Annotated in this window: 10 protein-coding genes, 2 pseudogenes and 1 other annotated feature; all 12 genes and pseudogenes read right to left on the bottom strand. The window is 37.3% G+C overall.

What is annotated here, in order from left to right; translation table 11 throughout:
* Nucleotides 1-32: 32 nt before the first annotated feature.
* The 12 genes and pseudogenes from cysE to JCM9157_RS10865 all read right to left on the bottom strand — a co-directional run bounded on the left by cysE (nt 33) and on the right by JCM9157_RS10865 (nt 13,599).
* The gene (gene cysE / locus JCM9157_RS10920) at nt 33-713 is read right to left on the bottom strand and encodes a serine O-acetyltransferase (RefSeq protein ID WP_035664699.1); all 681 of its coding nucleotides are present in this window, start codon (nt 711-713) and stop codon (nt 33-35) included.
* A gap of 57 nt (nt 714-770) precedes the next feature.
* Nucleotides 771-990, bottom strand: a binding site (T-box leader).
* 76 nt (nt 991-1,066) lie between these two features.
* Nucleotides 1,067-2,520, bottom strand: a pseudogene (gene gltX, locus JCM9157_RS10915) (glutamate--tRNA ligase).
* Nucleotides 2,521-2,619: 99 nt separating this feature from the next.
* Nucleotides 2,620-3,093 (bottom strand): 2-C-methyl-D-erythritol 2,4-cyclodiphosphate synthase, encoded by a 474-nt coding sequence (gene ispF, locus JCM9157_RS10910; protein ID WP_035664698.1) that lies wholly within the window; start codon nt 3,091-3,093, stop codon nt 2,620-2,622.
* A 1-nt stretch (nt 3,094) separates the two neighbouring features.
* Complete coding sequence (gene ispD, locus JCM9157_RS10905; protein WP_035664696.1) at nt 3,095-3,781, bottom strand: 2-C-methyl-D-erythritol 4-phosphate cytidylyltransferase; 687 nt, start codon at nt 3,779-3,781, stop codon at nt 3,095-3,097.
* A 214-nt stretch (nt 3,782-3,995) separates the two neighbouring features.
* A complete protein-coding gene (locus JCM9157_RS10900; RefSeq protein ID WP_035664694.1) occupies nt 3,996-5,090 on the bottom strand; it encodes a PIN/TRAM domain-containing protein in 1,095 nt (364 codons plus the stop codon).
* A 183-nt stretch (nt 5,091-5,273) separates the two neighbouring features.
* Nucleotides 5,274-6,349: pseudogene (gene disA / locus JCM9157_RS10895) on the bottom strand (DNA integrity scanning diadenylate cyclase DisA).
* 2 nt (nt 6,350-6,351) lie between these two features.
* Nucleotides 6,352-7,728, bottom strand: coding sequence for a DNA repair protein RadA (gene radA / locus JCM9157_RS10890; protein ID WP_035664692.1), 1,377 nt, complete (start codon nt 7,726-7,728; stop codon nt 6,352-6,354).
* Between the two features lie 318 nt (nt 7,729-8,046).
* Nucleotides 8,047-10,497 carry an ATP-dependent protease ATP-binding subunit ClpC gene (clpC, locus tag JCM9157_RS10885; protein WP_035664691.1) on the bottom strand — a complete coding sequence of 817 codons (2,451 nt, stop codon included), beginning with the start codon at nt 10,495-10,497 and terminating at the stop codon, nt 8,047-8,049.
* Between the two features lie 17 nt (nt 10,498-10,514).
* Entirely contained in the window at nt 10,515-11,591 is a 1,077-nt protein-coding gene (gene mcsB, locus JCM9157_RS10880) for a protein-arginine kinase McsB (protein ID WP_035664690.1), read from the bottom strand.
* Nucleotides 11,592-11,595: 4 nt separating this feature from the next.
* Complete coding sequence (gene mcsA / locus JCM9157_RS10875) at nt 11,596-12,126, bottom strand: protein-arginine kinase activator protein McsA (RefSeq protein ID WP_035664688.1); 531 nt, start codon at nt 12,124-12,126, stop codon at nt 11,596-11,598.
* A gap of 15 nt (nt 12,127-12,141) precedes the next feature.
* A complete protein-coding gene (locus JCM9157_RS10870; RefSeq protein ID WP_035664686.1) occupies nt 12,142-12,612 on the bottom strand; it encodes a CtsR family transcriptional regulator in 471 nt (156 codons plus the stop codon).
* Between the two features lie 201 nt (nt 12,613-12,813).
* Nucleotides 12,814-13,599 carry a VLRF1 family aeRF1-type release factor gene (locus JCM9157_RS10865; RefSeq protein WP_035664684.1) on the bottom strand — a complete coding sequence of 262 codons (786 nt, stop codon included), beginning with the start codon at nt 13,597-13,599 and terminating at the stop codon, nt 12,814-12,816.
* Nucleotides 13,600-13,835 lie beyond the last annotated feature (236 nt).

The raw sequence follows: 13,835 nt of genomic DNA, 5'->3' as shown, positions 1-13,835 counted from the left end.
TTACAATCTTTCCTAACACTGTATGCACTCAGTTACTTTCTTGAGTACGATTTTGCTAACTGTTCTTTTTCAATTTCCAATTGTTGTCTTTCTGCTTTCAACGCTTTGATTTCCTCTTCTAATTCCTTTAATTTATCAGCAATTGGATCAGGTAGGATATGATGGTTTAAACCATGCTCAACCTTTACTCCATTTTGGATCACGATCTTACCTGGTATTCCCACAACTGTAGAATCAGGCGGAACTTCTTTTAACACAACTGACCCTGCACCTATTCGAGCATTTTTCCCTATTGTAAACGAGCCTAATATCTTAGCTCCTGAAGCAATTAAGACCCCGTCCTCAACGGTTGGATGACGCTTGCCCTTTTCTTTCCCCGTTCCACCTAATGTAACACCTTGATAAATCGTGACATTATCTCCTATTTCACATGTCTCACCAATGACAACTCCCATGCCATGATCTATAAATAACCTTTGACCAATTACAGCCCCAGGGTGAATTTCTATCCCTGTAAAAAAACGACTAATTTGCGAAATGGATCTAGCTAAAAAGTACATTTTCTTTTTCCAAAACCAGTGCGCCAACCTATGTGCCCATATCGCATGAACACCGGAATAGGTAAAGATGACTTCTAAACGACTTCTAGCAGCAGGGTCTTGTTCAAAGACCACATCAACATCATTTAATAACGTTCGAAACTTTTTCCCCATCTTCTCCTCTTCCCCCTTTAATTCGAACCATAAAAAAACGCCCCTGTGCTATCGAAGCACAGAGGCGCCACGGCGCGGTTCCACTCTGTTACTAGTAGGAGATAAACTTCCTACTAATCTTTATTAGCCTATAACGAAGCTAACCGCTCTTCCCTACTACTTTCAAGAAAAGGCTCAAGGGTGCATGTTCAAAGAAAGTAACCTAAACCATTCTCAGCCATGATGGTTCTCTCTGAAAGGACTTCTTTCTTTTACTTTTCCCTATCTACACGTTGTTTGTATGTTAATTTTCAGTATATGTTTATTTTGACTACTTTATAAGATGAAATCGCGGAATACTTTAAATTTAACTTTTAAGTTAACCTATTTAACCTCGCCGTCACAACCGCCTTACCAAGTAATTCTATCGAATTATCTAGGTCACGACCGTGAGTTTGTCCTGTAAGTGCTACACGGATAGGCATAAATAATTTCTTACCTTTATGTCCTGTTGCTTTTTGCGTAGCTTTAATAGCAGATTTAATATTTGCTGCCGTAAAATCTTCTACCAACTCAATTTCTTTTTTGAATTGAGCTAATACTTCAGGAACTTGCTCTTCATTTAAAACCACTTGCGCTTCCTCATTATACTCAATTTCCTCTTTAAAGAAAAGTTCTGTTAACTCAACGATTTCTGCTCCAAATTGTAATTGTTCTTGATATAAGCCAATTAATTTGCGAGCCCACTCTCTTTGTTCAGCAGACATTTCTTCTGGTACCTTACCAGCCTTCACTAAATGAGGCAATGCTAGCTCAACTACTTTGTCTAGTTCAGCTTCTTTCACATACTGATTATTCATCCAAGCTAATTTATCTGTATCAAACACAGCAGGGGCCTTTGAAACACGTTCCAAAGTGAATTGTTCTCCTAATTCTTGCATCGAGAAGATTTCTTCTTCCCCAACTGGAGACCAGCCTAAAAGAGCAAGGAAATTAACGATAGCTTCAGGCATATAGCCAAGCTCTTTATATTGTTCAACAAATTGGATAATAGACTCATCGCGTTTACTCATCTTTTGACGATCTGGATTTAAAATTAGCGAAGCATGAGCAAAATGTGGAACGTCCCAACCAAAAGCTTCATAAAGCAATACTTGCCTTGGTGTATTTGATAAGTGCTCTTCACCACGGATTACATGAGAAATTTTCATAAGATGGTCGTCCACAACAACTGCAAAGTTATACATTGGTATTCCATCTTTTCTAGCAATAACAAAATCACCAATACCATCTGATTCAAATGTTACTTCCCCACGAACGGAATCGTCAATTTTTATGTCTTTTCCTTCTGGTACACGGAAACGAACTACTGGCTTGAGTCCTTTTGCTTCATACTCATTTCTTTGTTCCTCTGTCAGATCACGATCACGGCCACTATACTTCGGCAATTCTCCGCGTGCCTTCTGAGCCTCTCGTTCTGCCTCTAGCTCTTCCTCCGTCATATAACAATAGTAAGCCTTCCCTGATTCTAGTAGTTGTTCTAGAAACTCTTTATAGAGCCTACACGCTCCATACAGCTATAAGGGCCATACTCACCACCAACATCAATACTCTCATCCCATTCCATCCCAAGCCACTTTAAACTATCAAGTAGTTTCTCTTTAGCTTGATCAACGTTACGAGCTTGGTCTGTATCTTCAATCCTTAAAATAAATTTCCCACCTTGGCTCTTAGCAAACAAATAATTAAAAAGGGCTGAACGAGCACCTCCGATATGTAAATGTCCTGTTGGGCTAGGCGCGAATCTAACACGAACATCACTTCCCATAATCCTTACACCTTCCGTTTCTAGCATGTATGCTTTTTTGACTTACTCTATTTTAGCACTTAGACTTTCTTGGTCAAGTTCAATAAGAAGATAAACATATTAAGCTTCCACCAATAAAATAACAGCCTGTGATGCAATCCCTTCTCCTCTACCTGTGAAACCAAGCTTCTCCGTTGTCGTTGCCTTCACATTCACCTGGCTTGTATCTGCCTCAAGCAATTCTGCAATTCGTGCCCTCATCGTCTCTATGTGTGGAGCCATCTTTGGCATCTGCGCAATAATCGTGCAATCAATGTTACCTAGTTTATAGCCTTTTTCTTTTACCAGTTTCCAAACATGGATCAATAATTCAGCCGAATCAGCGTCTTTAAAAGCATTATCTGTGTCCGGGAAATGCTTCCCAATGTCCCCTTCACCAATAGCTCCTAGTGCAGCATCTGCTATAGTGTGTAACAAGACATCCGCATCGGAGTGGCCCAGTAACCCTTTTTCATAAGGAATGGTTATACCTCCTAAAATAAGGGGTCTTCCTTCAACAAGCTGATGCACATCAAAACCTTGTCCAATTCTCATTTTATTTTTTCTCCTTCTCCGTTAAAATAGCTTCTGCAAAAAGTAAATCTTCTGGTGTAGTCAGCTTAATGTTTTGGTAGTCTCCTTCTACAATCGCTACCTCTTTCCCAATCCACTCAACTAGACTGGCATCATCTGTCCCGATCATATTTTCCTTATTTGCCTGTTCATGAGCTTCTATAATGAGCGACCACTTAAAAGCTTGTGGTGTTTGCACCGACCATAATTCTTCTCTTTTTTGCGTTTCAATCACAACACCATCTATTACTCGCTTGATCGTATCCTTAACTGGCACCGCACAAATAGCCGCTCCCATTTCTTCAGCTTTTCTAACAAGCTTATTAATCACATCATATGTAACAAAAGGTCGTGCGCCGTCATGAACGAGTACAATTTGTTCTTCACGGAAAAAGTTCAGTCCATTTCTTACACTATCTTGTCGTTCTTTCCCACCCTCAATTACAGCGCAGACTTTTTTAATTTGATAGTCTTTCCTTATATCTTGCATGATCGCTATTTCATCTTGATTAGCAACCAGTACAATTTGCCGGCATAGAGGATCCAAATCAAACAGCCGTAAAGTATGAACAATTAAAGGTTCACCTTTCAATTCTAAAAACTGCTTATTCTTCCCTGCTCGCATGCGCTTTCCTTGACCTGCTGCTGGTATTACAACGCTATACTCCATTTTAGCCTCTCCCAATATGTAACCAAGATCATACGTTTTGAACGTCAAATGAAATAACAATGAAAGCTACTCAAAAATATCTTTATTATTTTAGCATGATCTCCCAACTTGTAACATATGTTTGTTTTGTATATGCCTGTACTATGAATTTAAACAGACGTTTTCTTCAGAAAAAAAGCGCACATCCAAATGGATTCAGCGCTTTTTAGAATCATTATAATGCCTTTTCAAGTACTTTAGGTTTAGCAAAAATCATTCTACCGGCACTTGTTTGCAGTACACTTGTAACCACAACATCAATATGTTTTCCAATAAAGTCACGACCACCTTCAACGACAATCATCGTTCCATCATCTAGATACGCTACTCCTTGATGCTGTTCCTTACCATCTTTAATCACTTGAACTTTCAATTCTTCTCCAGGTAAAACAACTGGCTTCACTGCGTTTGCGAGGTCATTTATATTTAATACAGATACACCTTGTAACTCGCACACTTTATTTAAGTTAAAATCATTCGTTACAACTATTCCGTGGGAAATTTTCGCAAGCTTTACTAATTTACTATCTACTTCTGAAATGTCTTCAAAATCACCTTCGTAAATTTCAACATTTGTAGGTAGTTCTTTTTGAATTTTATTAAGAATATCTAACCCTCGACGCCCTCTATTTCGTTTCAAAACGTCTGAAGAATCAGCAATATGTTGGAGTTCCTCTAAAACAAATTCTGGAATGACGAGCGTCCCTTCTAAGAAACCCGTTTTACAAATATCTGCAATACGCCCGTCAATAATAACGCTTGTATCGAGGATTTTCAGTTGTTTTCCCATTTCTACAGCATGATCTTCATCTTCTTTTTTCTTACCTAGGCTTCTAGTTAATGTAAATAAATTAATAAGTTCATCACGTTTCTTGAAGCCAATTTGAAAACCAAAATAACCAACGAATATTGTTACAAATATGGGTAGCACCGTACTGACTATAGGAATATTAATCGCATTTAACGGAATCCCAATTAAATAAGCTACAATCAAACCTATAATTAAACCCATTGTTCCAAATAGAACGTCTGTTACTGGAGCACGAACAATTGCTTCTTCCAGAAGTTTCATTACGTTCACAATATAATCTGCAAGCCAAAATGTTGCGATAAATAAAATAATAGCACCAAATACTGCACCAGCATAAGAACTTGTAACCCAACTCGGAACTTCGCCTAAATTTATAATATGGATTAGTTCTGGGATAAAAAGAAATCCTAAAGTTCCCCCAACTAGAACGAAAAAAAGCTGGACTATACGCTTTAACATCCATATTCACCTCCTTTTATTATTATAGACAAGATTTCGAAATTGAAACCTAGCAAACTGTATTTCACATAAAATCTCAAGATTATTCCGTACTTCATTAAACGTAACAAACGATAAATATTTTGTCAATTCTGAAAACTTCTAATTATACCGTTAGTTTAAGCTATCGTCAATCGTTTCCTTTTATATATGCCTGTCTACGAACAATTGTTCTTGTATTCGATTTAGGCCATCTTTTATCATCTTGGCTCTTGGTTCTCCAATTCCTTCTACTTCATCTAATTCATCTGTACTAGCAAACAAGATATTGGTTAAATTCCCGTATTTCTCAATAAGGTTACTGATAATAGAAGATGGTAATCTAGGTATTCTGTGAAGAATTCGATATCCTCTTGGAGAGACCGCTTGCTCTTGAATATTAATATTCTTGCTATAACCGAGTACTTTTACAATCTCTTGCTCATCTAAAAGTTCCTCTGTTTGAGTTTTCGTTAATTCCTTCAAGATTTCGTTCACATTTTGGTTGGGATTTTTCACGTAATCTTTTAGCAAAAGTAGAGCTTCTTTTTCCGTATTAGCAACAAGTTCATTTAACTGCATCGTAATCAACCGACCTTCGTTGCCAAGTTCATTAATATAATTTAAGATCTCTCTTTTAATTCTCAGCACCATTTGGACACGGTGAATAACCTGCGTCACTTCATGAAACGTAACTAGTTGCTCAAATTCTAGTGCTCCTAGATTGGTAATCCCCTGATCCAGAACAACTTTGTATTTTTCCAGTGTCTGAATAGCTTGGTTCGCCTTCGTTAAAATCACCCCAATATCTTTTAACGAATAACGATGGTCTCCTTGATAAAGAGTTATCACATTTCTTCTTTGCGAAATGGAAACAACTAAATTTCCTGTTTGTTTTGCTACTCGTTCTGCTGTACGGTGACGTATACCTGTTTCATTAGAAGAGATCCCGTTATTAGGAACAAGTTGTGTATTGGCGTACAAAATTCTTTTTCCATCCTCACTCAAAATTATAGCTCCATCCATTTTTGCAAGTTCATAAAGATAGGCTGGAGAAAAATCACAGTTGATAAAAAACCACCGTCAACGATGGGGATCATCGCATTATCATACCCAATAACAATTAACCCCCCTGTTTTAGCACGCAAAACGTTATCAATTCCAGCACGTAAATCAGTCCCCGGTGCAACTAGTTTCAACACATTTTGGATAAAAGCATACCGCTTTTTTCCTTCGCCCATTTTTACCCTCCTAATCCGACCTCTAGCGCTCTCTCTAATGATGGAACACCGATCACTTGAATTCCTTTTGGATAAGTCCAACCACCTAAATTTTTCTCAGGGATAATGACTCGTTTAAATCCAAGTTTAGCAGCCTCGTTTACTCTTTGCTCAATTCTTGAAACACGTCTGATTTCTCCTGTTAGTCCTACTTCACCAATTGCAACGTCAGTCGGATTCGTAATTTGATTTCTGAAACTAGAAGCAATACACAACGCAATCGCTAAATCTATTGCTGGCTCATCTAAACGAATTCCCCCCGCTACATTTAGATAAGCATCTTGATTTTGTAGTAGTAGTCCTACTCTTTTTTCTAATACGGCCATTAATAACGAAACACGATTATGGTCAACCCCAGTTGCCATCCTTCGTGGATTTCCAAAACTTGTAGGAGAGATTAATGCTTGTATTTCTACAAGAACGGGTCTTGTTCCTTCCATTGATGCAACAACAATTGAACCTGCTGCTCCTGTGGAACGTTCTTCTAGGAAAATTTCAGATGGATTCAAAACTTCTTCTAGTCCTAATTCCTTCATTTCAAAAATTCCCATCTCGTTTGTTGATCCAAATCTATTTTTAACAGCTCGTAAAATTCGATACGTATGATGCCGCTCTCCTTCAAAATAAAGAACCGAGTCAACCATGTGTTCGAGTAATTTAGGACCAGCAATTGAGCCTTGTTTTGTTACATGACCTACAATAAAAATCGCAATTCCTTTTGTTTTAGCGATTCTCATGAAAGCTGCTGTGCACTCTCTAACCTGAGCCACACTTCCTGGTGCTGAAGTAATTTCCTCCTGATAAACCGTTTGAATAGAATCAATCACAACTAAAGTTGGCTGAACTTCATCAATCGCACGTTCAATAAATGAAATATCCGTTTCTGCTAATACATAAAGATCTGCTGAAGATACACCGAGCCGGTCTGAGCGTAACTTCGTCTGTTTTACTGATTCTTCTCCAGAAATATATAACACCTTTTGCTTCGTTTCTGCTAATTTAGAGGAAAGTTGAAGCAAAAGCGTTGATTTCCCAATACCAGGATCACCACCAACTAACACTAACGAACCTGGGACAATGCCTCCTCCAAGTACACGATCTAATTCAAGCATCGTTGTACTTATCCTTGCCTCTGTTTCACTCTGTATGGAAATAATCGATTGAGGCTTTGATCCGCCAGTAGCTGATGAGGTAACATAACTACGACTAGATTGCTTAGCCGAAGATTCAAATTCTTCTACCATCGTATTCCAACTTTGACAACCTGGACATTTCCCCATCCATTTTGCTGACTCATAGCCGCATTCTTGACAGACAAACTTTGTTTTCTTTTTTGCCATTGTCGGCTCACTTCCTTCAACTCTTTTGTATCTATTGTACCAGAGTGAAGAAAAAAGTTCCCTTTCTACACTATATGGTGAAAAGCCGAGAGAATATGACTATCCCTCGGCTTTTCTACTCATCTAACTTACTTATATTGTTATTTTATAAAAGGTAAGGGTTGAACTGCTTCATGATAGCAATAATCCTTGCATCAGCTTCTCTCGCAACGCGCTTACTATGAGAAGTTCATTCATAGTAAGCTTAAGAGCTTTTGTTGCGGCTTCGCTCAATGCATCTGTTATAAAAGGTAAAGTTCGACCTTTTTATAAATGATCTTACACTTGGAGGTTTTCTTTTTCTCCAACTGTTTCTACATAGAGTTCGCCATCTTTTACGTCAATAATGGCTTTTTGACCTTTGACAATTGTTCCTTTTAGCAACTCTTCTGACAGGCGATCTTCCACTTGTTTTTGTAATGCTCGGCGAAGTGGACGTGCCCCGTATTCCGGATCAAAGCCTAAGTCTGTAATTTTATCTTTTGCAGCTTCTGTTAATTCAAACTCAATTCCCTGCTCCAATAAACGTTTTTTCAGTTGGTCTGACATTAGAGTAATGATTTCACGAATATGCTTCTTCTCTAATGAATGGAAAACAATCAATTCATCAATACGATTCAAGAATTCCGGACGGAAGCTACGTTTTAATTCGTCCATTACTTTGCCCTTCATATCTTTGTATTCCTGATTTTCACCCTCTGTGTTAAAACCTAGGAACTTATTGCTTTTTAATGTACTTGCTCCGACATTTGAAGTCATAATGATCGCTGTGTTACGGAAATCTACCGTTCTACCTTTTGAATCTGTTAGGCGACCATCCTCTAGAACTTGAAGGAGAATATTAAAAACCTCAGGATGAGCTTTCTCTATCTCATCAAGTAAGATAACTGAATAAGGTTTACGACGTACTTTTTCAGTTAACTGACCACCATCATCATGCCCAACATACCCTGGAGGCGAACCAACTAGTCGGCTTGTCGTATGCTTTTCCATATATTCCGACATATCTATTCTGATCACGGAATCCTCGTCTCCAAATAATGTTTCAGCTACAGCTCTAGCTAGTTCCGTTTTACCAACACCTGTTGGACCTAGGAAAATAAATGAACCAATTGGACGTTTTGGATCTTTTAGACCAGCACGTGCCCGGCGTATTGCTTTAGAAATAGAGATTACCGCTTCTTCCTGACCAACAACTCTTTCATGGAGAATAGACTCCATTTTTAATAAACGATCCGTTTCTTCTTCTGCAAGTTTCGATACTGGTACACCCGTCCAACTTGCTACAACTTGAGCAATGTCTTCCGCTGTGACTTCTGTATCTTCTTGACCTTGCTTCTTTTTCCACTCATTTTTCATTTCTTCTAATTCTTCACGAAGACGTTGCTCTGTGTCACGTAAAGAAGCTGCTTTTTCAAACTCTTGGCTTTGAACAGCTGCGTCTTTTTCTTTTCTTGTTTCATCTAGACGTTGTTCAAGCTCTTTTAAATTTGGTGGCGCTGTATACGACTTAAGACGAACCTTTGAACCAGCCTCATCAATTAAGTCAATTGCTTTATCTGGTAAGAAACGATCAGAAATATAACGATCTGAAAGTTTAACCGCTGCTTCAATCGCATCATCAGTAATAGTTACACGATGATGAGCCTCATAACGATCACGTAGCCCTCTTAAAATTAAAACTGATTCATCAAGTGTTGGTTCATTTACTTGAATTGGTTGGAAACGACGCTCAAGAGCCGCATCCTTTTCAATGTATTTACGATACTCATCAAGTGTTGTAGCACCAATACATTGTAATTCTCCACGGGCAAGTGACGGCTTTAAAATATTTGAAGCATCGATCGCTCCTTCTGCACCACCAGCTCCGATTAACGTATGAAGTTCATCGATGAACAAAATGACATTACCAGCCTGGCGAATTTCATCCATGACTTTCTTCAACCGATCTTCAAATTCACCACGATACTTGGTTCCAGCTACTACAGTCCCCATATCAAGCGTCATTACACGCTTGTTTCGAAGTGTTTCTGGCACTTCATTTGCAATAATTGCTTGAGCCAATCCTTCAGCTATAGCTGTTTTACCAACACCAGGCTCTCCAATTAGAACAGGATTGTTTTTTGTACGACGACTAAGAACTTGAATAACTCTCTCAATTTCTTTACTACGTCCAATAACGGGATCAAGTGTTTCTTCTCTAGCAACAGCTGTTAAATCTCTTGCTAAGCTATCAAGAGTCGGAGTGTTAGCATTACTTGATCCAGTAGACTGATTAGAAGAGCTTCCCACTTCATTGCTTCCTAGAAGTTGTAGTACTTGCTGACGAGCTTTATTTAAACTTACACCTAGATTGTTAAGTACACGCGCTGCAACGCCTTCTCCTTCACGAATTAATCCAAGAAGGATATGTTCAGTACCGACATAGGAATGACCCAATTTGCGAGCCTCATCCATTGATAGCTCAATTACCTTTTTAGCTCGTGGTGTATAGTGAATGGTTTTTGAACCTTCTTGTCCTTTACCAATCAGAGTTTCTACCTCTTTTTGAATCTTTTCTGAACCAAGACCAAGCGCTTGTAAGGCTTTAGCGGCAATTCCTTCTCCTTCTCTAATTAAACCGAGTAAGATATGTTCAGTACCAATATTATTATGACCTAGTCTTACTGCTTCTTCCTGTGCTAATGCCAATACTTTCTGTGCTCTCTCTGTAAAACGTCCAAACATCATAAACGTCCACCTCCAGATTATTCGTTGGTTTCTTCCTCTAGCTTTAATCTTTCCCTAATAAGCGTTGCTCTTCTCTCGTCACGCAATTCAGGTGACAACACTTCACCTGCATATTGCTGTAGGAATCCTGGTTGAGTTAATATCATTAATTCATTTAAGATATTTCCAGATAGACCCTTAATTAGACCTAAATCAATTCCAAGTCTGACATTAGATAAGCGTTGAGTTGCTTCTTTCGATTCGATCAACCGACTATGAGCAAGTATCCCAAAAGCCCGGTGAACCCGATCTTCTAATTGTAATCTTGATTGATCAAGTAAATTCTCTCTTGCTGAACGCTCTTGTTGGATCAACTGTAGAACGACCCCACGTAAATCCTCAACGATATCCTCTTCAGATTTTCCTAAAGTTAATTGGTTAGAGATTTGAAATAGGTTACCTAAAGCTTCGCTACCTTCCCCGTAAATTCCTCTAACAACCAATCCTAATTGATTAATTGCAGGTAAAATACGATTTAATTGCTGAGTCATAGCAAGTGCTGGCAAATGCATCATCACTGAAGCTCTTAAACCTGTCCCAACATTTGTTGGACAACTTGTTAAATAACCTCTTTTCTCATCAAAAGCATACGTTAACTTTTGTTCAATCCAATCATCAATTTCATTTGCCTTCTCAAGTCCGAGCCCAAGTTGAAACCCTGGTAATAGACATTGAATTCGGATATGGTCCTCTTCATTAATCATAATGCTGACAGCCTCATCTTTATCAAGAAGAACAGCACCGTGCTTAGATTGATCAGCTAAATGAGGGCTAATTAAATGCTTTTCGACGAGAACTCTCTTTTCATTGGTCTTCATATCATCAATCCGTAACCACTCTAAAGAGCCGATTGAATCAAATTCTTCTTGTGTTAAAGCTTCGCCAATATGCTTACACGTTGCGTAGGACTCTTCCATAGAAGATAAAAGAGGAAACTTATACTCTTTTAGGTTTCTAGCTAATCTTATTCGAGAACTCAGGACAATATCCGAATCTGGACCATCTTTTTTCATCCAAGGGCTTAATGCTTCCGAAATAAATTTCTGAAGTGACATACAATTAGCCCTCCTCTTGTTCTATCTTTTGTTTTTCTAGAGCGCGAATTTCATCACGTAATTCTGCAGCTTTTTCAAATTCTTCTTGATCAATTAGCTTTTTTAACTGTTGCTTTAATGATTCAATTTGTCTTTGAATTTGTATGCCACCACCAATTCGCTCAGGTAGCTTTCCAGCGTGTGTATGGTTTCCACTATGCACTCTTTTTAAGATAGGTTCTAATTTACTTTCAAAACTTTTGTAACAGTGCGCACATCCAAACCTACCAGCTTGCGTAAATTGTTCATAAGTCATTCCGCATTTATTACACTCTACTTTTTGAGCTGAATTCTGTTCTTTTCCGGCTTTAATAGGCTGTTCAAAATTTAATAACCCCGATAAAAGTTGATGAATAGAGAAACTATTTGTCCCTGGAAAATATTCTCCTTTTTCCTTCGCACATTGTTCACAAATATGAAATTCAGTTTTTTCTCCATTTATGATCTTGGCAAAATGCAAACTAGCCTGTCTTTTATTACATTCCTGACAAAGCAACAAAACTCCTCCCATCTAAGATAATTCTTTGTATTTTAATGTTTGTAACATCGCCTTTAATATATTAGCTCGGACTTCATCACGATGACTTACATTAGTGTTATATAAAGTACGATCCATTACACTTAACATTATATTCGCTTCTCTTTTAGTTATTGCCTCTTCCTCAAAAAGTCGAATAATTATATTTTCAGCTGTATTCTGATCTATGTGGTTAGCTATAATTCTAATCATTTGATCGAGTAAATCTAATTGATCACGTGGACTAACTCGCATGATTCTTATATAGCCACCACCACCCCTTTTACTTTCAACCTGATAACCCTTTTCAAGGGTAAACCGCGTTTGAATAACATAATTAATTTGTGAAGGTACACATTGAAACTTTTTTGCTATTTCACTTCTTTTAATTTCTAGTGGATCATCTCCACTATTCTTAATTGTAGCTTTTAAATACTCTTCAATGATGTCCGATATATTTCTCAAACCTTGCCCTCCCCTCACTGGTTTGACTTTGACTTTGACTTTCTTTGACTATATTTTCATTATATTCGTTCTATGTTAAAAGTGCAATATGTACGCATTCAATTAGTATAACCATGCCTATATACTTGATAAACCAAGAATAAAGAAATATGTAAAAACAAGAGGTTGTCATTGCAAAATACAAAGACAACCTCAGGCTTATTAAGATGCAACTATTTGATCAATCATTTGTTTAGATGTTAAGTTAGCATAATTTTTTTGAATAACAGTCACTTTTTTAATGTTTAGCATCTTTTGAAATTCACTCACTATTTCTTTCTCACCTACTAGGTATAAATTCTCTATACTGTTTTGTTTAATTTTGCCGTTTATTTCGTCTGATAATTGCTTGTACCACCTTAATTTATTAGCATCTAATCTTTGTTCAAATTTGTCACGATGACTAGCCCCTGAAGCTTTTCTTTCTCTAGCAGCTAGTCCTTCATACTGTTTCCAGTCATTACTCTCAACCTCTAATTCAAAACTATATTCTTGGGTTACTTCAGCCAAACTAGTTTCTATCATGTATACATTTTCTTTTTGAAGAAATAAAATACCTTCTTTTGGATAGTTTGACTTTATTTTTTCTAATTGCTTTGTTATAGGTTTCTTTTCCCAATGAAATTCATTTTCAACCTGCAACTGAAGTTTTTTAAGATAGATATCCCCATTAGGAAAAGCCACTAATACAATACCTCTTGGTAATTCTAATTGAATACTTTTAATGGCATCTAGAGCTTTCCTTTGAACATTCTTGAATGTTTTACAATTTTCAATACTACTTAAATTATTATATTCATCTAATTTTTTTAAGCCATTTTTCAGTCGTATTTTCCATTCACCTTTTTGTTGATCATTACTCGTTTGATCTGTACTTAGGTAAATTGTTAAAATCCCTTTTTCATCATACATATCCTTCACTTGTTGGAGTTTTTTAACTAGATCCATTTGCGAATTCTCCTCCTTTAAAGTTTAAGAATGATATTTTGTTGTCTAATTGTATATAACCTAATCAACGGAATTATAAACATTTGAAGTATTTGTTATTGTACAAGAAGATTTATCGGAGTGAGCTTTTTAGAGGTATACGCTATTGTTAGATAATGTTAGAAAAAAATTATTACTATCCAGTTTATACTATTTACTATCCAGTTCTCTCTGTTTACTATCAAACTTGCTCTAGC

This window comes from Halalkalibacter akibai JCM 9157 (genome assembly GCF_000513135.1).
Taxonomy (GTDB): Bacteria; Bacillota; Bacilli; order Bacillales; family Bacillaceae_D; genus Halalkalibacter; species Halalkalibacter akibai.
Note: the sequence above shows the minus strand (reverse complement) of the source record. Positions and strands in the feature narration are given on the sequence as shown.